Consider the following 18,677-nt stretch of genomic DNA (forward strand, 5'->3'; position numbering starts at 1 on the left):
GGTGATCGTCGATGACCGACGAGCAGGACAGGACCGAGTACCGCACCGAGCACGACTCGATGGGCGAGGTGCGGGTGCCGGCGCACGCCAAGTGGCGGGCCCAGACCCAGCGGGCCGTGGAGAACTTCCCTGTCTCCGGGCAGCGCATCGAGCGCGCGCACATCGAGGCGCTGGCCCGGATCAAGGGCGCCGCGGCCAAGGTCAACGCCGAGCTGGGGGTCCTGGACAAGGACATCGCCCAGGCGATCCAGGAGGCGGCCGCGGAGGTCGCCGAGGGGACGTGGGACGAGCACTTCCCGGTCGACGTGTTCCAGACCGGGTCCGGCACCTCGTCCAACATGAACACCAACGAGGTCATCGCCACGCTGGCGAGCGAGCGGCTGGGCCGCGGCGTGCACCCCAACGACCACGTCAACGCCTCCCAGTCGTCCAACGACGTCTTCCCCTCCTCGATCCACATCGCCGCCACGGCCGCCGTGACGCGTGATCTGGTCCCCGCGCTGGAGCACCTCGCCGCCGCTCTGGAGCGCAAGGCCGAGGAGTTCGCCGACGTCGTGAAGTCCGGGCGGACCCACCTGATGGACGCCACGCCCGTGACGCTGGGCCAGGAGTTCGGCGGGTACGCGGCCCAGGTGCGGTACGGCATCGAGCGTCTGGAGGCCTCCCTCCCCCGGCTCGCCGAACTGCCTCTCGGCGGTACGGCGGTGGGGACCGGCATCAACACCCCGCCCGGCTTCTCCGCCGCCGTGATCGAGGAGGTCGCCCGGACGACGGGGCTGCCCCTCACCGAGGCCCGCAACCACTTCGAGGCACAGGGCGCCCGGGACGGCATCGTCGAGACCAGCGGGCAGCTGCGCACCATCGCGGTCGGGCTGACCAAGATCGCCAACGACCTGCGCTGGATGTCCTCCGGGCCGCGCACCGGCCTCGCCGAGATCGCCCTGCCCGACCTCCAGCCCGGTTCGTCGATCATGCCGGGCAAGGTGAATCCGGTCATCCCGGAGGCCGTGCTGATGGTCGCCGCACAGGTCGTGGGCAACGACGCCACCGTCGCCACCGCCGGCGCCGCCGGGAACTTCGAGCTCAACGTGATGCTGCCGGTCATCGCCAAGAACGTGCTGGAGTCGATCCGGCTCCTGGCGAACGCGACGAGGCTGCTCGCCGACCGGACCGTCGACGGCATCACCGCCGACCGCGAGCGCGCGCGGGAGTACGCCGAGTCCTCCCCTTCCGTCGTCACCCCGCTCAACAAGTACCTCGGCTACGAGGAGGCCGCGAAGGTCGCCAAGAAGGCCCTGGCCGAGCGGAAGACCATCCGTCAGGTCGTGCTGGAGGGCGGCTACGTGGAGCGCGGGGACCTGACCGCGGAGCAACTCGACGAGGCGCTCGATGTCCTGCGGATGACGCGCCCGTGACGCCGGGGCGCGTTAGTGTGCCCGGCGCGTGAACCATGACACGCGCCGCAGCGTCGTATGCCTACGGCACCTAATATCTGTTCATGGCAGACGGTGAAGCGATGAGACACGTGGAAACGGGTGGTGCGGCAGGCTTCTGGGCGCCCGGGAGCCGGATTCTGTGGCGGTACCGGGAGAACGGCGGCACGCAGGTGCACATCGCGCGTCCCGTCACCGTCGTCCGGGACGACGCGGACCTGCTCGCCGTGTGGCTGGCGCCCGGCACCGAGTGCGTGAAGCCCCTCCTCGCCGACGGCACGCCCGTGCACCTGGAACCGCTGGAGTCGCGCTACACCAAGCCGCGGACCGTCCAGCGGGACCGGTGGTTCGGCACGGGTGTGCTGAAGCTGGCCCGTCCCGGCGAGCCCTGGTCGGTGTGGCTGTTCTGGGAGCCGGGCTGGCAGTTCAAGAACTGGTACGTGAACCTGGAGGAGCCGCTGGTCCGGTGGGCCGGTGGCGTCGACTCCGTCGACCATTTCCTGGACATCTCCGTCCATCCCGACCGCAGTTGGCACTGGCGAGACGAGGACGAGTTCGCCCAGGCCCGGCGCGACGGGCTGATGGACGACCAACTGGCGGAAAAGGTACGGGCGGCGGGCCGGGACGCCGTGGAGGTGATCCGCGCCTGGGGGCCGCCGTTCTCGGAAGGCTGGCAGCACTGGCGCCCGGATCCGTCCTGGACGGTACCGTCACTGCCGGAGGACTGGGACCGCACTCCCGCGCATGTGTCCTCATGAGACCCTTGATGCGCCCCCGGGCAAGAAACGTAGGATCGTCCTCCGCAAGGGCGCGCGGCGGCAACTACCGAAGCACGCGCTGAGCTTGACCGATCGTCACCGAGGGGCGGCAGGACGTGAGCGAGGGGTACGAGGGCAACACCGGCAGGGCCTGCGCCGCAGGCTCCCGGGGCCGGCAGCAGGCCCCGGGGGGCCGCAGACGGTCCGCCGGTGGCACAGGAACAACCTCTGACCACGCGGAAATTCCGTTCCTGGGGCACGTATTCCGGGTATCGGAGTTTCGGCGGGACCAACTGCGCGCGCGGCGCGCAGCCCCGGACGGATGGATTCGACACGCGTGACGGAGCAGCCGACCTCCTTCGAACGCCCCCAGGCGGGCGTCGACCCCGCGGACCCCCGCGGGGCCTTCGTGCATACCCCGGCCCGCGCGCCCGGCGCCGGAGCCTTACCGGTACAGGGCCGCCCAGGCGGCGACGTCAGCGTTCCGGTCACGACGGCACACAGCACGCCGGGCACGTCGGAGCCGGGCACCTCCACGCCGTTCGGCAAGGGCAAGGACACCGTGAGCGACCCCGCCTCCGAGCACTCCCAGCCGGGTGCAGAGCAGACCGCCGAGCGCGAGACGCCCCGGCCGCGCCCCGCCCCCGAGAGCATCCCCGTGCAGCCGGCCGACGAACAGGACCGGCCGGGGGTGAACACCGACGGGCAGGAGCGGCGCAGCGGCCAGAACCTGCCGCCCGGCCGCCCCACGCCGATGCGGCGGGACGGCGACCGGCTCAGGTTCGTGGGCGCCGCCACCCGGCGGATCGCCCGCGGCATCGACCTCGACGAGATCGTCATGGGGCTGTGCCGGGCCACCGTGCCCACCTTCTCCGACGCGATCCTGGTCTATCTGCGCGACCCGCTGCCCGTCGGCGACGAGCGGCCCACCGGCCCGCTGGTGCTGCGCCTGCGCCGCACCGACCGGATACCGGCGGAGCGCGACACCGAGAACGGCTTCCTGCCGGCCGCGCAGCCCGAGCCCAACGAACTGGACGCGGTCGGCGCCGAGCTGTGCGAGGTACGGCCCGGCAGTGCCCTCGCCGAGGTGCTGCGCGGGGTGCGCCCGGTGTTCACCGACGCTCCCGCGGCCCGCGCCGCGCTGCCGGAACTGCTCGGCGAGGACGGCGAGTTCGCCGTGCCGGACGGGCAGCGCGCGATCCTCGCCCCGCTGCGCGGGCGGCGCCGGGTGATCGGTGCCGCCCTGTTCCTGCGCCGCCCCGAGCGCATCGCGTTCGACCCGGACGATCTGCTGGTGGCCGCCCAGCTCGCCACGCACAGCGCCCTCGGCATCGACAAGGCCGTGCTGTACGGCCGCGAGGCGTACATCGCGGACGAGCTGCAGCGCACCATGCTGCCCGAGACGCTGCCCCGCCCCACCGGCGTGCGGCTGGCCTCGCGCTACCTGCCGGCCGCGGAGACGGCCCGGGTGGGCGGCGACTGGTACGACGCGATCCCGCTGCCCGGCAGCAGGGTCGCGCTGGTCGTTGGTGACGTCATGGGCCACTCCATGACGTCGGCCGCCATCATGGGCCAGCTGCGCACCACCGCCCAGACCCTCGCCGGCCTCGACCTGCCGCCGCAGGAGGTCCTGCACCACCTCGACGAACAGGCCCAGCGCCTCGGCGTGGACCGCATGGCGACCTGCCTCTACGCCGTGTACGACCCGGTATCGCACCGCATCACCATCGCCAACGCCGGTCATCCGCCGCCCGTCCTGCTCCACCTGGGCGGCCGGGCCGAGGTGCTGCGCGTGCCCGCCGGTGCCCCCATCGGGGTCGGTGGCGTGGACTTCGAGGCGGTGGAGCTGGACGCGCCCGCCGGTGCGACCCTGCTCCTCTACACCGACGGCCTGGTCGAGTCCCGGCTGCGCGACGTGTGGACCGGCATCGAGCAGCTGCGGGAGAAGCTCGCCGCAGTCGCGCAGCTCACCGGGCCGGACCATCCGCCGCCCCTGGAAGCCCTGTGCGACGAGGTGCTCGACATGCTCGGCCCGGGCGACCGGGACGACGACATCGCGCTGCTCGCCGCCCGCTTCGACGGGATCGCGCCCAGCGACGTGGCGTACTGGTTCCTGGAGCCGGAGGACGCGGCGCCCGGCCGGGCCCGCCGGCTGGCCCGGCGCGCTCTGTCGCGCTGGGGCCTGGAGGAGCTCAGCGACTCCGTGGAGCTGCTCGTCAGCGAGGTCGTCACCAACGCCGTCCGGTACGCCTCGCGGCCGGTGACGCTGCGGCTGCTGCGCACGGACGTCCTGCGCTGTGAGGTGGGCGACGACGTGCCGCAGCTGCCGCGGCTGCGGCAGGCTCGCGCCACCGACGAGGGCGGGCGCGGGCTGTACCTGGTGAACCGGCTGGCCCGGCGCTGGGGTGCGACCCGGCTCAGCACGGGCAAGGTGGTCTGGTTCGAACTCAACCGCGGCTGAAGGGCCTCAGGGACGGACGAAGGGCGCCCGGTGTGCACCGGGCGCCCTTCGGCGTCTGCCGCCGGTCGTCCCTACTGGTCGTCGTCACCCGGTCGGAGCGGGTCGAACGGGTCGTCGCCATCGCCTGGCGGTGTCGTCTGCGGGGACGTGGGCGGGGAGGTGGACGGGGTCGTGGACGGGGAGGCCGGCGGGGACGACGACGGCTCCTCGGTCGTCGGCGGCGGGGACGACGACGGCTCCTCGGTCGTCGGCTCCTCGGTCGGCTCCTTCGTCGGCTCCTCGGTGGGGGTCGGCGTCCAGGTCGGCTGGACGGCCGCGCCCTGCTGGGTGTCGAGGTCGAACTCGGTGACGTCGCCCATCACGCCGAAGGTGTACGCCGCCCAGATCCGCGCCGGGAAGTCACCGCCGTTGAGCCGGGGCTTGCCGGCCGCCTTGTACATCGCGACCTGGGCGTGCGTCTTGGCGTCCTCGCCGAACAGGCCGACCGAGGTGACCAGCTTCGGGGTGTAGCCGGTGAACCAGGCCGACTTGTTGTTGTCGGAGGTGCCGGTCTTGCCCGCGACCTGCTGGCCGTCGCGCATCGGGTTGTTGCGCACGGACGCCTGGGCGGTGCCGTCGTCCACCACGCCGGTCAGCACCGAGGTGACCGAGTCGGCGGCCTGCCGGCTGATGACCTGGTCCCCGACCGGGTCGGGCATGGTGACGCTCTGGTTGAGGTGCTCCGCCGACTTCAGGACGGCCGGGGTGACCTTCTTGCCGTGGTTGTCGAGGGTCGCGTAGACACCGGCCATCTGCAGGGGGCTGGCGCCCATGCTGCCCAGGGTCTGCGCGGGCACGGCCGCCATGTTCTCGGTGTCCATGCCGAGCTTGCCGGCGACCTTCACCACCTCGGACATGCCGACGTCGACGCCCATCTGCGCGAAGACCGAGTTGACGGACTTGTTCATGGCCGTCTGGACGGAGATCGGGCCGTAGTTCCGGTCGTCCTCGTTCTCGGGGGCGAAGCCCACCTTGGTGCCGTCCTCCACGACCGGGCGCTTGCTGGTGCCGTCGTAGATCGTGTTGGCGGTGATCGGCTTGCCGTCCTGCGTCTTCGCCTGTTGCTCCAGGGCCGCGGCCAGGATGACCGGCTTGAAGGTGGAGGCGGGCTGGTAGTCGGCGCGGGTGGCGTTGTTGGTGTAGTGCTTGAAGTAGTCCTCGCCGCCGTACATCGCGACCACGGCGCCGGTCTTCGGGTTCACCGAGGCGGCACCGGCCTGGACGTCTCCGTCGACCTTGCGCTTGTCGGGGTCGAGCTTGCTGGTCAGCTGCTGCCGGACGGACTTCTCCAGCGCCGCCTGCTTCTTCTTGTCGATGTTGAGCGTGAGGGTCCAGCCGCCGGCGTTGACCAGCGCCTCGGCTTCCTTGGTGTCGTCGGCGGTGCCCTGGGCGACGAGCTGCCTCTCGAGCGCCGCGTTGGCGGCGTTGACCAGGTACCCCTTCTGGCCCTCCATGCCGGGGGCGGGCTTGGGCTCCTCCGGCACCGGGAACTTCATGCCGGCCCGCTCGGACGCGCTCAGCCAGCCCTCGTCGACCATGTTGTCGAGGACGTAGTTCCAGCGCGCCTTCACCAGCTTCTTGCCGTCCTTCGAGGCGACGGCCCAGTCGTACTGGCTGGGGGCCTGGAGGAGCGCGGCGAGGTAGGCGCCCTGCGCGACGTCGAGGTCCTCGGCGTCCTTGCGGTAGTAGGCCTGGGCGGCGGCCTGGATGCCGTAGGCGTTGCGGCCGTAGTAGCTGGTGTTGATGTAGCCGGCGAGGATGTAGTCCTTGGACTTCTCCCGGTCCAGCTTCAGCGAGATGACCATCTCCTTCAGCTTGCGCGAGACGGTCTGTTCCTGCGTCAGGTAGTAGTTCTTGACGTACTGCTGGGTGATCGTCGAACCGCCCTGCGCGCCGCGGCCGGACAGCGTGTTGACCAGGCCGCGGGCGGTGCCCTTGAAGTCGACGCCGGAGTCCTTGAAGAAGGTCTTGTTCTCGGCGGCGACGAAGCTCATCCGGACGCCCTTGGGGACCCGGGCCAGATCGACGTTCTCGCGGTTGACCTTGCCGTCGCGGGCCATGATCGAGCCGTCGCTGTACTTGTAGATGTTGCTCTGCCGCTTGGCGTCGGCGTTCCCCTCGGGGATGTCGATCACCATGTACAGCACGATGAAGGCGCCCATGCCCAGCAGGCACACGCCGAGGAAGGTGCCGAGGAGCTTCTTCCAGGTGAAGAGCCTGCGTATGCCGCTCTTCCCGGCCGCAGCCGACGAACGGTGGCTCTTGGGTGCCGCCCGGCGCCCACCGCGCTGTCGGGCGCGTCTTTCTTCCGCTCGTCCCATGAGTCCGATCTGCTCCGCTTCGTTCATGTGTGCTCACATGTCACACAGGTTCGCCGCTCAGGTCAGCTCAGAAAGCTAACACCGGGAGATAAGAGAGAGGGCAGCCGATCCGGACCTTTACGGACGTGACAATCAGCACCCATTCCCATCGGAACCGACGTTCGAGACACCCGCAGGGTTGCCAGGACGCGATAAAGTGATATCACTTAGCTAGACGGAAGCTAAGCAGGAGCGGCTTCCCAGGAGAAACGGGGGATCACCCATGTCCATGACGGAACCGCAGGTCACGGCCGACGTGCCCGAGATGCCGGCACCCCGGGTGCGGGAGTTCACGGCGCACAGCATCGGCGGCGGGCTCGCCCTGCTGCTGGGCCTGTTCGGACTGCTGGCCGGCGCCGGGCTGATCGCGGCCGCCACCTCGGTGCACGCGGCCGGCGCGCAGGCCGCGCTGATCATCGGCGGCATCCTGGTCGCGCTCGCGGCGTTCCTCGCCATGTGCGGGCTGAACATGGTGGCGCCGGGTGAGGCCCGGGTCGTCCAGCTCTTCGGCCGCTACCGCGGCACGATCCGGCAGGACGGCCTGCGCTGGGTGAACCCCTTCACCTCGCGCACGAAGATCTCCACCCGTGTCCGCAACCACGAGACCGCCGTCCTCAAGGTCAACGACGCCTACGGCAACCCGATCGAGCTCGCCGCGGTCGTGGTCTGGCGCGTCGAGGACACCGCCCAGGCCACCTTCGAGGTCGACGACTACATCGAGTTCGTCTCCACCCAGACCGAGGCGGCCGTGCGGCACATCGCCATCGAGTACCCCTACGACGCCCACGAGGAGGACGGCCTCTCGCTGCGCGGCAACGCCGAGGAGATCACCGAGAAGCTCGCGGTGGAGCTGCACGCGCGGGTGGAGGCGGCCGGGGTGCAGATCATCGAGTCCCGCTTCACGCACCTCGCCTACGCGCCCGAGATCGCCTCGGCGATGCTCCAGCGGCAGCAGGCCGGAGCGGTGGTCGCGGCGCGGCGGCAGATCGTGGACGGAGCGGTCGGCATGGTCGAGGCCGCCATCGCCCGGATCACCGAGCGGGACATCGTGGAGCTGGACTCCGAGCGGAAGGCGGCGATGGTCTCCAACCTCATGGTGGTGCTGTGCGGTGACCGGGCCGCGCAGCCCGTCCTCAACACCGGGTCCCTCTACCAGTGACGGTCCCTCCCGAGGGCCAGGGCCCGCAGCGCCGGCCGCAGCAGCAGCGCAAGCAGGTGCTGCTGCGGCTGGACCCGGCGGTGTACGAGGCGCTCGCGCGGTGGGCCGGGGACGAGCTCAGGTCGGCCAACGCGCAGATCGAGTTCCTGTTGCGCAAGGCGCTGGCGGAGGCCGGACGGCTGCCCCGCGAGACCGGACCACTGCCCCGGCGGGGCCGGCCACCCGGCAGCTCGGGCGGGGCGCCCGGCGGCTCAGGCGGAGCGCCCGGCGGCCCGGGTGGAGCGCCCGGCGGCCCGGGTGGGGCATCGAAGGCCTGAAGAACCCCGGGGGCCGTTGTCCGGCCGCGCCGGCGAGTGGCTGTTGCGGAACCGTGACAACGACCCCCCACCTGCGCTCCCGCACACCCCGCCATGGACTGCACACCCGGCGTATACATCGCGCGTATACACGCCGTGTACAGTCCCTCCCATGTCCATCGGTCACACTCTCCTGGGACTCCTGGAGTCCGGCCCGCGCCACGGTTACGACCTCAAGCGGGCCTTCGACGAGAAGTTCGGTCACGACCGGCCGCTCCACTACGGCCAGGTCTATTCGACGATGTCCCGCCTGCTGAAGAACGGGCTCGTCGAGGTCGACGGCATCGAGGCGGGCGGCGGTCCCGAGCGCAAGCGGTACGCCATCACCGAGGCCGGCATCACCGACGTGGCGCGCTGGCTCGCCACGCCCGAGAAGCCGGAGCCGTACCTCCAGTCGACCCTCTACACCAAGGTCGTCCTGGCCCTGCTCACCCACCGCGACGCCGGTGACATCCTCGACACCCAGCGCTCCGAGCACCTGCGCAGCATGCGGATCCTCACCGACCGCAAGCGCAGGGGCGATCTGGCCGACCAGCTCATCTGCGACCACGCGCTGTTCCACCTGGAGGCGGACCTGCGCTGGCTGGAGCTGACCGCGGCGCGTCTGGACAAGCTCCGTGAGGCGGTGACCCGATGACGATCCCCGCCGGTTCCCTCCTCGTCGCCCAGGACCTGCGCAAGGCCTACGGCCCGACGACCGCGCTCGACGGCGCCGAGTTCTCCATCCACCCCGGCGAGGTCGTCGCCGTGATGGGCCCGTCCGGGTCGGGCAAGTCGACGCTGCTGCACTGCCTTGCCGGGATCGTCACGCCCGACTCGGGCTCGATCACGTACGCCGGGCGCGAGGTGACCGCGATGAGCGACGCCGAGCGCAGTGCCCTGCGGCGCTCGGAGTTCGGGTTCGTGTTCCAGTTCGGGCAGCTCGTGCCGGAACTCACCTGCGTGGAGAACGTCGCCCTGCCGCTGCGGCTGAACGGCTCGTCCCGCAAGGAGGCCGAGCGGACCGCCCTGGCGTGGATGGAACGCCTGGAGGTCGACGACCTGCGCAAGAAGCGGCCCGGCGAGGTGTCCGGCGGTCAGGGGCAACGCGTCGCCGTGGCCCGCTCACTGGTGACGAACCCGCGGGTGGTCTTCGCCGACGAACCGACCGGCGCGCTCGACTCGTTCAACGGCGAGCGGGTGATGGAACTGCTCACGGACGCCGCCCGGTCCGCCAACGCGGCCGTGGTGCTCGTCACGCACGAGGCGCGGGTGGCCGCGTACTCCGACCGCGAGATCGTCGTACGGGACGGCAGGTCCCGTGACATGGAGCGCGTCGTATGAGCGTCAGGCAGTGGAGCCGGGACCTCGCCATGGGGGCCCGGTTCGCCCTCGCCGGCGGACGCGAGGGATGGACACGGTCGCTGCTCACGGCCGTCGGTGTCGGGCTCGGGGTGGCGCTGCTGCTGCTCACCACCGCCATCCCCAACGCGCTGGCGGAGCGCGACCGGCGCGAGGAGGCACGCAGCGATCACACGTTCGGCCAGCAGGAGATACCGAAGGCCGACGACACGCTGATCGTCGTGGACGCGGACACCACGTTCCGGGACACGGACGTACGCGGCCGGCTGCTGGAGGCGGAGGGTCCGCGGGCTCCGCTGCCGCCGGGGGTCGCCGAGTTCCCGGCGGCGGGCGAGATGGTCGTCTCCCCCGCGCTGAAAGAGCTGCTCGCCTCCGACGACGGCACGCTGCTGCGGGAGCGGCTGGACTACCGCGTCTCCGGCACCATCGGCGAGCAGGGACTGGTCGGCTCGCAGGAACTCGCCTACTTCGCGGGCGGCAAGGGGCTCGCGAAGGTGCTCGAAGGCCCCGCGAGCGGGGCCAGGATCGACCACTTCGGCAACGACGATCTGGGATCCTCCGACCCCTGGGACCCGGTGCTGCTCCTGCTGGTCCTGGTCGTCTTCGTGGTACTGCTGATGCCGGTCGCCGTGTTCATCGCAGCGGCCGTGCGGTTCGGCGGCGAGCGCCGTGACCGCAGGCTGGCGGCCCTGCGACTGGTCGGCTCCGACAGCCGGATGACCCGGCGGATCGCCGCCGGCGAGGCGCTCGCCGGCTCGGTGCTGGGGCTCGTCCTCGGCACCGGGTTCTTCCTCCTCGGACGCGAACTGGCGGCCTCCGCCCAGGTGTTCCACGTCAGCGTGTTCCCGAGCTATCTGAACCCCTCTCCGGTGCTGGCCGTCCTGGTCGCGCTGGCGGTGCCGGCGGCGGCGGTCCTGGTGACGATCCTCGCCCTGCGCGGGGTGGTCATCGAGCCCCTCGGCGTGGTGCGCACGGCCAAGCCCTCACGACGCCGGCTGTGGTGGCGCCTCCTGCTGCCGCTGGGCGGCATCGCTCTGCTCTACCCGATGATCGGGCAGGGCGACGACGGCGGGAACTTCAACCAGTACCTCGTCGTCGGCGGCGTGATGCTGCTGCTGGTCGGCGTCACGGCACTGCTCCCCTGGGTGGTGGAGACCGTCGTGGCCCGGCTCGGCTCGGGCGGGGTCGCCTGGCAACTGGCGGTTCGCAGACTCCAGTTGAGCAGTGGCGCGGCGGCCCGGATGGTCAACGGCATCGCGGTGGCGGTGGCCGGGGCGATCGCCCTGCAGATGCTGTTCGCCGGGGTGGACGGCACCTACACCAAGGCGTCGCAGTACGACGTCTCCCGGGCCCAGATGAGCGTGGACGTGCCGGACGGCGCCAACGCCTCGGCCATCATCGGGAAGTACCGCGACACCGAGGGCGTGCGCAAGATCACCGCCCTGTCCGACGCCTATCTGCACGACCGGCGCAGCGAGGACTCCTACGCCCAGATCACCGTGGCCGACTGCGCGTCGCTGCGCGAGGTGGCCACGCTCCCCTCCTGCCGTGACGGGGACGTCTTCGCGGCCAAGGGCTCGGAGTACGACAGCGAGGGCGACCACCTGGCCAGGCCCGGCACGGTCCTGTGGGCCGAACCGGAGGACGACGCCGCCCACTCGGGCGACCGGCCCGTCTCCTGGACCGTGCCGCAGGACATCCGCCCGGCCCAGTCCCGTGAGGACCCCACCGGGTACGAGCGCGGCGGCATCCTGGTCACGCCCGGCGCGCTGCCCGAGAAGCTGGCGGCGGTCACGTCCGCGCGGCTCTTCCTGAGCCTGGACCTCTCGGTGCCGGACGCCTACGACCACGTGCGCAACACGGCCGCGCGGCTCGACCCCGCGGTCCAGCCCATGACCTGGAGCAGCATCGAGAGCAACGACCGCTACGCCGCCATCCGCACGGGCCTGTCCGTCGGCTCCGCCTGCGTGCTGGCGCTGATCGGGGCGAGCCTGCTCGTCTCGCAGCTGGAGCAGCTGCGCGAACGCCGCAAGCTGCTGTCGGCCCTGGTCGCCTTCGGCACCAGGCGCCGCACCCTCGGCCTGTCGGTGCTGTGGCAGACGGCGATCCCCATCGGGCTGGGCCTGCTGCTCGCCGCGGCGGTGGGGGTGGCGCTGGGCGCGGTGCTGCTGCGGATGACCGACACCTCGGTCCGGGTGGACTGGCCGAGCGTGCTGTCGATGACGGGCATCGGCGCGGGCGTCGTCCTGGTGGTGACCCTGCTGAGCCTGCCACCGCTGCTGAAGCTGATGCGACCGGAGGGGCTGCGGACGGAGTAGGCCCGGTTCCCGCCGGGCCGCGGACCGAGCAGGACCGGTCCCGCACGGGCTGTCGGGCGCCCTGGCCGGGCCTCGTATCGACGGGGGCCCGGCCGGGCGCGAGCATCAGGCGCCGTGGCCGTCAGGCGTCCCGGTCCAGGACCCGTACCGGCAGCGGGCGCAGGGCCTCGCGCAGGGCCGCCGCGAGTTCCTCGTACTCCGCGCCGCGCGCGGCCCCCGCCCGCATCGCCAGTGCGATACGGCGGGTGGGGGCCGGGTCGGCGAAGTACCCGGTGAGGAGCTGGTTGCTGCGCGAGGTCTCGACCTTCACGGCGGTGCGCGGCAGCAGCGTCACACCGAGGCCGCCCGCGACCAGCTGCACCAGCGTGGACAGCCCGGCGGCGGTCGTGGTGACCGGCACGTCGTCGCGGCCGGCCTCCCGGCAGATGTCGAGGGCCTGGTCGCGCAGGCAGTGCCCCTCGTCCAGCAGCAGCAGGTTCAGCTCCCGCAGCGCGTCGCGCGGAATCCCCTCCCAGCCGCCGAGCCAGTGGTTGAGCGGCGTGACCAGCACGAAGTCCTCGTCGAACAAGGGCAGTTCGGTCACTCCCGGCACGCCCAGCGGTACCGCGAGCAGCAGCAGATCCAGGCGCCCGCTGGTGAGACCGTCGAGGAGGGTGGCGGTCTGCTCCTCGTGCACCTGGAGGTCGAGGTGCGGATACCGGTCGTGGACGAGCCGCAGCACCGTCGGCAGCAGATAGGGCGCGACCGTCGGAATGACCCCGAGGCGCAGCGCCCCGGTGAAGGGCGCCCGGACCGCCTCGGCCTCCTCCATGAGCGCGCCCATCTCCCCCAGAACCGCCTTGACCCGTACGGCGATCCGCTCACCCTCGGGCGAGAGCAGCACCTTGCGCGTCGTACGCTCGAGGAGCGTCACTCCGAGTGTCTCCTCCAAGGCCGACACGGCGCCCGAGAGGGCCGGCTGGCTCATGCCGATCGCCGCGGCCGCGTCCCGGAAATGAAGGTGCTCGGCCACCGCCGCGAAGGCACGGAGCTGGGCGAGACTGGGCTGCCGCCGCTTACTACCGACAGTCACTGATAACTACCTCCGATCAACCCGACCGAGTGTAGCTATTTCCGTAATCAATCGAGCCTGTGCCAACATCAACACAGTCCAACCCATGGGAAACGCCCGCGATCCGGGTGTTCCTTTCGCTGCAAGGAGAGCGTGTGCTCACTGTCGGTGACAAGTTCCCCGAGTTCGACCTGACCGCCTGTGTCTCGCTGGAGAAGGGCAAGGAATTCCAGCAGATCGACCACAAGACCTACGAGGGTCAGTGGAAGGTCATCTTCGCCTGGCCCAAGGACTTCACCTTCGTGTGCCCGACCGAGATCGCCGCTTTCGGCAAGCTGAACGAGGAGTTCGCGGACCGCGATGCGCAGGTCCTCGGCTTCTCCGGTGACTCCGAGTTCGTCCACCACGCCTGGCGCAAGGACCACGACGACCTGCGTGACCTGCCCTTCCCGATGATGGCCGACTCCAAGCACGAGCTGATGCGCGAGCTGGGCATCGAGGGCGAGGACGGCTTCGCCAAGCGCGCGGTGTTCATCGTGGACCAGAACAACGAGATCCAGTTCTCGATGGTGACCGCGGGTTCGGTCGGCCGTAACCCCAAGGAGGTCCTCCGGGTCCTGGACGCGCTCCAGACGGACGAGCTCTGCCCCTGCAACTGGTCCAAGGGCGACGAGACCCTCGACCCGGTCGCGCTGCTCGCCGGAGAGTGATCTGACATGTCCCTCGACGCACTGAAGTCCGCGATACCGGACTACGCCAAGGACCTGAAGCTGAACCTGGGCTCGGTCATCGGCAACTCCGACCTGCCGGCGCAGCAGCTGTGGGGCACGGTCCTGTCGACGGCGATCGCCTCGCGCTCCCCGATCGTGCTGCGCGAGCTGGAACCGGAGGCCAAGGCGAACCTGTCGCCGGAGGCCTACACGGCGGCCAAGGCCGCCGCCGCGGTGATGGCGATGAACAACGTCTTCTACCGCACGCGTCACCTGCTGTCGGACCACGAGTACGGCACCCTGCGCGCGGGTCTGCGGATGAACGTCATCGGCAACCCGGGCGTCGACAAGGTCGACTTCGAGCTGTGGTCCTTCGCGGTCTCCGCGATCAACGGCTGCGGCATGTGCCTCGACTCGCACGAGCAGGTGCTGCGCAAGGCGGGCCTGGAGCGCGACGTCATCCAGGAGGCGTTCAAGATCGCTTCCGTGATCCAGGCGGTCGGCGTCACGCTGGACGCCGAGGCGGTTCTGGCCGAGTAACCCCGGCCGTCCGCCCCGCATCACAGGGCCCCGCCCACCCGACCGGTGGCCGGGGCCCTGTGGTGTGTCCGGGGTTCCGCTACTGCGACGGCGTGTCAGGAGCGGGCTCCGCGCTGACCGCTGTGGCCCCGCGCGGCCGTACCGAGTGCCGCAGTGCCGACTTCTGCGAGTAGGACCGCAGGTAGCCGACGACCGTGTTCGTCACCGCCACCAGGGGCACGGCGACCACGGCGCCGCCGATCCCGGCCACCATCCCGCCCGCCGCGACCGACAGCACCACCGCCAGGGGATGCACCCGCACGGCCCGCCCGAGGATGAACGGCTGCAGGATGTGTCCCTCGATCTGCTGCACCGCCAGCACCACCACCAGCGTCATGACGGCCGTGAACACCCCCTGGGTGACCAGCGCGACGACCACCGCCAGCGCACCGGACACCACCGCGCCCACCAGCGGGATGAACGCGAACAGGAAGATGAACACCGCCAGCGGCACGGCCATCGGCACATCGAGGAAGTAGATCCCGAGCCCGATGAAGATGGCGTCGATCAGCGCGACGATGACCGTGCCCCGCACGTACGCCGTCAGCGTCCGCCATGCCGCGGGACCGGCCCCGGCCACTCCCGGCCGTGCCGCCGCCGGCACGAGCTTCAGCGTCCACTGCCAGATCCGCTTGCCGTCGTAGAGCAGGAACAGCGTGCAGAAGACGGACAGCAGGATCCCGGTCAGCGCCTCGACGACGACCGTGACGCCCTCCAGCCCGGCGGAGGTGATCTGGTCGGTGTTCGCCCCGACCGCCTCGCGCAGGTTGGTGGCGATCTCGTTGATCTGCTTGTCCGTGACGTGGAAGGGGCTGTTCAGCAGCCAGTTCCGCAACTCGTCGATGCCGTCCTGGATCTGGCCCGAGAGGTCGTCGATGTTCTCCATGACCTGCCAGGTCACGAACCAGCCGATGAGGCCCATGACGACGAAGCCGAGGACGGCCGTCAGCGCGGTGGCCGGCCCGAGCGGTACGCCGTGGCGCCGCAGTCGGGCCACCGTCGGCTGCAGCAGCGCCGTGATGAGCAGGGCGATGACGAACGAGAGCACCACGAGCTGGACGGCGCTGATGACCCGCATCAGCACCCACACGGTGCCCGCGAGGACGAGGAGCCGCCAGCCGGCCTCGGCCGCGACCCGCACCCCCCACGGAACGGCCAGCGCGGGATCGGGACGGGCGGCGACGTCGGGTGCGTAGTCCGGGGGCGGCGGGACCTGTTCGTCGGCGAACGTCCGTGACACGGGGTCGTCCTGCTCCCGTTCGGCCTCGGCGCGGCGTTCGTTGTACCGCTCGCTCATCTCGGTCAGCCCGGCACCGAGCCGGCCGAGCCACCCTGGCACTCGCGACATGATCCGTCCTCTTCCCCCGTCTTGCCACACCACTCCCCCGGGGAGCCGTCCGTCCGACCGTACATGCCGCGAGCCCCGCACCGGACGACGGTGCGGGGCTCGAGCGGAGGAACGGATCGGCCGGGGCCGGGCGGCTCAGTACCAGTGGTTGGCCTGCCAGAACGACCAGGCGTCACAGGGGCTGCCGTAGCGTTCGTTCATGTAGTTGAGGCCCCACTTGATCTGGGTGGCCGGATTGGTCCGCCAGTCGGCGCCGACGGACGACATCTTGGAGCCGGGCAGCGCCTGGAACATGCCGTACGCCCCGGAGGAGGGGTTGACGGCCTTGTAGTTCCAGTCGGACTCGTGGTCCACGATGTTGCTGAAGCACTGGAACTGGCCCGACGGCACCAGCTGCCGCGCCATCGCCTGGATCTGGGCGATGCTGTACGAGCTCGCGACGGGGAAGTCCGCGACGTCCTTGGAGCGGCTGGCGGCGGCCTTGGTCTCGGCGCGCTCCTTGGCCGCGGCCTCGGCGGCCTTCTTGGCGGCTTCCTGCTTTGCGATGGCCGTCTCGGCGGCGGCCTTGCGGGCGGCCTCCTCGGCGTCCTTCTTCGCGCTCGCGTCCGCCTGAATGGCCTGTGCGTCGGCCTGCTGCGTCAGTGACGCGGTCTGTACCTGGGCCTGCTGGCCCGCGGGGATGTCCGCGAGCAGCGTGGCGCCGGTTGCCGTCGCTTCCGCGTCGTTGTTCTGCGCGGTGCTGCCCGAGGCAACGCCGACGACGCTTCCGACAGCGGTGACCGCCGTGGCCGAAGCCACTGCGAATCCCCGGACCGAGATCCGGCTCACACGGTTTCCTTCCAGCATCGCCCGCTTCGGTGACCCTCGCGGACGCAATCGTGCCCCTGGCACTGGCCTCCCCAACTACGGGGTCACGGGAGGCGCGGGCCCGGTGGGCAACTCCCCCGGGGGGAGCGCCGCGTGTTGCTCGGGCGGCATACGACATCGCTATGCAGTTGGTGCTGTTGCTTTTGTGGTGCCGTACCGCTGGGGGTACAGCTGTGTCGTATGCGGGGCCTGACAGGAGTGAGACTCTGCCGTAACCCGACGGGGCAAGGCAATTCCGCGTTGCGTGTGAAAGCTCACATCCCGTTTGGCGCAGGAAATTCCACGGAACGGCCACACGCGAAGGCGCCGCCCGGCTAGGCTCTTGGCCTTTTCCGGACGGCGCCAACTATCGCATAACCGCTACTAATTACCGCGGTCGGTCAGATCTGCCCGTCTTCGAGCATTTCGGTCACAAGGGCGGCGATCTGGGACCTCTCGGACCGCGTCAGGGTCACGTGCGCGAAGAGCGGATGCCCCTTCAGCTTCTCGACGACGGCGACGACACCGTCGTACCGGCCGACCCTGAGATTGTCCCGCTGGGCCACGTCATGGGTGAGAACCACCCGTGAGTTGGCCCCGATCCGGGACAGAACGGTGAGAAGGACGTTCCTCTCCAGCGACTGGGCCTCGTCCACGATCACGAACGCGTCGTGCAGCGAGCGTCCGCGGATGTGGGTGAGCGGCAGGACCTCCAGCATCCCGCGCGCGGTGACCTCCTCGATGACCTCCCGGGACGTGACCGCCGACAGCGTGTCGAACACGGCCTGCGCCCAGGGGCTCATCTTCTCGGCCTCGGAACCCGGCAGATATCCCAGCTCCTGCCCGCCCACCGCGTACAGCGGTCGGAAGACCATCACCTTCTGGTGCTGACGGCGCTCCAGCACCGCCTCCAGACCGGCGCACAGCGCCAGCGCCGACTTGCCGGTGCCGGCCCGGCCGCCCATGGACACGATCCCGACGTCCGGGTCGAGCAGCAGGTCGAGCGCGATCCGCTGCTCGGCGCTGCGGCCCTTGATGCCGAACGCCTCCCGGTCTCCGCGCACGACGCGGACGGTGCCCTCGGGGGTGACCCGCCCGAGCGCCTTGCCGCGCTCCGACTGGATGGTCAGGCCCGTGTGCACCGGGAGTTCGGCGGCCTCGGGGACATGGACGTGCCCCTCCTCGAAGAGGATGTCCACCTGCTCGCCCGGCAGGGTCAGTTCGGACATTCCGGTCCAGCCGGAGGAGTCCGTGATGGCGAGTTCCGCGCGGTACTCCTCGGCGAGGAGTCCGACGGAGGACGCCTTGATCCTGAGCGGGAGGTCCTTCGACACGACGGTGACGTCGAGTCCCTCGGCCTGCAGGTTGCGGGCGACCGCGAGGATGCGGGAGTCGTTGTCCCCCAGGCGGTAGCCGCTGGGCAGCACGCTGGGGTCCGAGTGATTGAGCTCGACACGCACGGTCCCGCCCAGGTCCCCCGTGGGGATGGGGGCGTCGAGGCGACCGTGCCGCACCCGCAACTCGTCGAGCAGGCGGAGGGCCTGCCGGGCGAAGTAGCCGAGCTCGGGATGGTGCCGCTTGGCCTCCAGCTCCGTGACCACGACGATGGGGAGCACGACCTCGTGCTCGTCGAAGCGGTTCAGGGCGTTCGGGTCGGCCAGCAGGACGCTGGTGTCGAGAACATAGGTGCGCCGGTCGGGCTTGTGGCGCTTTGTGCTGGTCACCACGGAAGGACGTACCCCCTCGGATGAGGTCGGGGAGCGACGGTATGGAGCTGGACCGGTCGTCGGCCGCCCTGCGCGGGCCGAGAACCGGCCCTCCGCCTCTTCGTCCGTGCTGTGACCGCACGATCGGGCTGGTGCAAAGGGCCTCCCGGGCGGACGGCCCCGTGCCGTCCGCTGAGATCCGACACCCGTGG

The 18,677-nt window shown here is 70.8% G+C and carries 15 protein-coding genes; 10 read left to right on the plus strand and 5 right to left on the minus strand.

Annotated features, from left to right (window positions below):
• Positions 1–11 precede the first annotated feature (11 nt).
• The 3 genes from ACFZDI_RS03115 (at position 12) to ACFZDI_RS03125 (ending at position 4,652) form a co-directional block, all read left to right on the plus strand.
• Positions 12–1,415 carry an aspartate ammonia-lyase gene (locus ACFZDI_RS03115; RefSeq protein WP_391247366.1) on the plus strand — a complete coding sequence of 468 codons (1,404 nt, stop codon included), beginning with the start codon at positions 12–14 and terminating at the stop codon, positions 1,413–1,415.
• Between the two features lie 83 nt (positions 1,416–1,498).
• Entirely contained in the window at positions 1,499–2,191 is a 693-nt protein-coding gene (locus tag ACFZDI_RS03120; protein WP_391247368.1) for a DUF402 domain-containing protein, read from the plus strand.
• 322 nt (positions 2,192–2,513) lie between these two features.
• The gene (locus ACFZDI_RS03125) at positions 2,514–4,652 is read left to right on the plus strand and encodes a SpoIIE family protein phosphatase (protein ID WP_391247370.1); all 2,139 of its coding nucleotides are present in this window, start codon (positions 2,514–2,516) and stop codon (positions 4,650–4,652) included.
• A gap of 71 nt (positions 4,653–4,723) precedes the next feature.
• On the opposite strand, the gene ACFZDI_RS03130 is transcribed toward ACFZDI_RS03125, so the two are convergent.
• Positions 4,724–7,012, minus strand: coding sequence for a transglycosylase domain-containing protein (locus ACFZDI_RS03130; RefSeq protein ID WP_391248011.1), 2,289 nt, complete (start codon positions 7,010–7,012; stop codon positions 4,724–4,726).
• A gap of 262 nt (positions 7,013–7,274) precedes the next feature.
• Here ACFZDI_RS03130 and ACFZDI_RS03135 point away from each other — a divergent pair, with 262 nt between their 5' ends.
• From ACFZDI_RS03135 to ACFZDI_RS03155, 5 genes are all read left to right on the plus strand, one after another.
• Positions 7,275–8,210: an SPFH domain-containing protein gene (locus ACFZDI_RS03135; protein WP_234846707.1), complete on the plus strand. Its 936-nt coding sequence runs from the start codon at positions 7,275–7,277 to the stop codon at positions 8,208–8,210.
• The gene (locus tag ACFZDI_RS03140; RefSeq protein ID WP_391247371.1) at positions 8,207–8,527 is read left to right on the plus strand and encodes a hypothetical protein; all 321 of its coding nucleotides are present in this window, start codon (positions 8,207–8,209) and stop codon (positions 8,525–8,527) included. Before ACFZDI_RS03135 ends, ACFZDI_RS03140 begins: the two co-directional genes overlap by 4 nt.
• A gap of 151 nt (positions 8,528–8,678) precedes the next feature.
• Positions 8,679–9,203, plus strand: a complete 525-nt coding sequence (locus ACFZDI_RS03145) for a helix-turn-helix transcriptional regulator (protein WP_391247373.1) — start codon at positions 8,679–8,681, stop codon at positions 9,201–9,203.
• Positions 9,200–9,889 carry an ATP-binding cassette domain-containing protein gene (locus ACFZDI_RS03150; protein ID WP_391247375.1) on the plus strand — a complete coding sequence of 230 codons (690 nt, stop codon included), beginning with the start codon at positions 9,200–9,202 and terminating at the stop codon, positions 9,887–9,889. The genes ACFZDI_RS03145 and ACFZDI_RS03150 overlap by 4 nt, the downstream gene beginning before the upstream one ends.
• On the plus strand, positions 9,886–12,225 hold the full coding sequence (locus tag ACFZDI_RS03155; RefSeq protein WP_391247377.1) for an FtsX-like permease family protein: 2,340 nt from the start codon (positions 9,886–9,888) through the stop codon (positions 12,223–12,225). Before ACFZDI_RS03150 ends, ACFZDI_RS03155 begins: the two co-directional genes overlap by 4 nt.
• A gap of 121 nt (positions 12,226–12,346) precedes the next feature.
• Here ACFZDI_RS03155 and ACFZDI_RS03160 read toward each other — a convergent pair whose 3' ends face one another.
• Positions 12,347–13,297 (minus strand): LysR substrate-binding domain-containing protein, encoded by a 951-nt coding sequence (locus ACFZDI_RS03160; protein ID WP_234846703.1) that lies wholly within the window; start codon positions 13,295–13,297, stop codon positions 12,347–12,349.
• A gap of 134 nt (positions 13,298–13,431) precedes the next feature.
• Here ACFZDI_RS03160 and ACFZDI_RS03165 point away from each other — a divergent pair, with 134 nt between their 5' ends.
• Positions 13,432–13,986 (plus strand): redoxin domain-containing protein, encoded by a 555-nt coding sequence (locus tag ACFZDI_RS03165; protein ID WP_391247379.1) that lies wholly within the window; start codon positions 13,432–13,434, stop codon positions 13,984–13,986.
• A 6-nt stretch (positions 13,987–13,992) separates the two neighbouring features.
• Positions 13,993–14,526 carry an alkyl hydroperoxide reductase gene (locus ACFZDI_RS03170; RefSeq protein WP_385650926.1) on the plus strand — a complete coding sequence of 178 codons (534 nt, stop codon included), beginning with the start codon at positions 13,993–13,995 and terminating at the stop codon, positions 14,524–14,526.
• Between the two features lie 79 nt (positions 14,527–14,605).
• Here the strand turns inward: ACFZDI_RS03170 and ACFZDI_RS03175 are convergent, their stop codons facing one another.
• The 3 genes from ACFZDI_RS03175 to ACFZDI_RS03185 all read right to left on the minus strand — a co-directional run bounded on the left by ACFZDI_RS03175 (position 14,606) and on the right by ACFZDI_RS03185 (position 18,486).
• On the minus strand, positions 14,606–15,913 hold the full coding sequence (locus ACFZDI_RS03175) for an AI-2E family transporter (RefSeq protein WP_234846700.1): 1,308 nt from the start codon (positions 15,911–15,913) through the stop codon (positions 14,606–14,608).
• Positions 15,914–16,048: 135 nt separating this feature from the next.
• Positions 16,049–16,759, minus strand: a complete 711-nt coding sequence (locus tag ACFZDI_RS03180) for a transglycosylase SLT domain-containing protein (RefSeq protein WP_234846699.1) — start codon at positions 16,757–16,759, stop codon at positions 16,049–16,051.
• Between the two features lie 401 nt (positions 16,760–17,160).
• Positions 17,161–18,486 carry a PhoH family protein gene (locus tag ACFZDI_RS03185; RefSeq protein ID WP_234846698.1) on the minus strand — a complete coding sequence of 442 codons (1,326 nt, stop codon included), beginning with the start codon at positions 18,484–18,486 and terminating at the stop codon, positions 17,161–17,163.
• Positions 18,487–18,677: the final 191 nt, after the last annotated feature.

This window comes from Streptomyces sp. NPDC007907 (assembly GCF_042959365.1).
In the GTDB taxonomy this organism is placed as follows: Bacteria; Actinomycetota; Actinomycetes; order Streptomycetales; family Streptomycetaceae; genus Streptomyces; species Streptomyces indiaensis.

Excerpts from the sequence above, each read along its gene's own strand:
- ACFZDI_RS03115 (WP_391247366.1), top strand. The coding sequence starts at position 12 with ATGACCGACGAGCAGGACAGGACCGAGTACCGCACCGAGCACGACTCG.
- ACFZDI_RS03120 (WP_391247368.1), top strand. The coding sequence starts at position 1,499 with ATGGCAGACGGTGAAGCGATGAGACACGTGGAAACGGGTGGTGCGGCA.
- ACFZDI_RS03125 (WP_391247370.1), top strand. The coding sequence starts at position 2,514 with ATGGATTCGACACGCGTGACGGAGCAGCCGACCTCCTTCGAACGCCCC.
- ACFZDI_RS03130 (WP_391248011.1), bottom strand. The coding sequence starts at position 7,012 with ATGGGACGAGCGGAAGAAAGACGCGCCCGACAGCGCGGTGGGCGCCGG.
- ACFZDI_RS03135 (WP_234846707.1), top strand. The coding sequence starts at position 7,275 with ATGTCCATGACGGAACCGCAGGTCACGGCCGACGTGCCCGAGATGCCG.
- ACFZDI_RS03145 (WP_391247373.1), top strand. The coding sequence starts at position 8,679 with ATGTCCATCGGTCACACTCTCCTGGGACTCCTGGAGTCCGGCCCGCGC.
- ACFZDI_RS03150 (WP_391247375.1), top strand. The coding sequence starts at position 9,200 with ATGACGATCCCCGCCGGTTCCCTCCTCGTCGCCCAGGACCTGCGCAAG.
- ACFZDI_RS03155 (WP_391247377.1), top strand. The coding sequence starts at position 9,886 with ATGAGCGTCAGGCAGTGGAGCCGGGACCTCGCCATGGGGGCCCGGTTC.
- ACFZDI_RS03170 (WP_385650926.1), top strand. The coding sequence starts at position 13,993 with ATGTCCCTCGACGCACTGAAGTCCGCGATACCGGACTACGCCAAGGAC.
- ACFZDI_RS03175 (WP_234846700.1), bottom strand. The coding sequence starts at position 15,913 with ATGTCGCGAGTGCCAGGGTGGCTCGGCCGGCTCGGTGCCGGGCTGACC.
- ACFZDI_RS03180 (WP_234846699.1), bottom strand. The coding sequence starts at position 16,759 with ATGCTGGAAGGAAACCGTGTGAGCCGGATCTCGGTCCGGGGATTCGCA.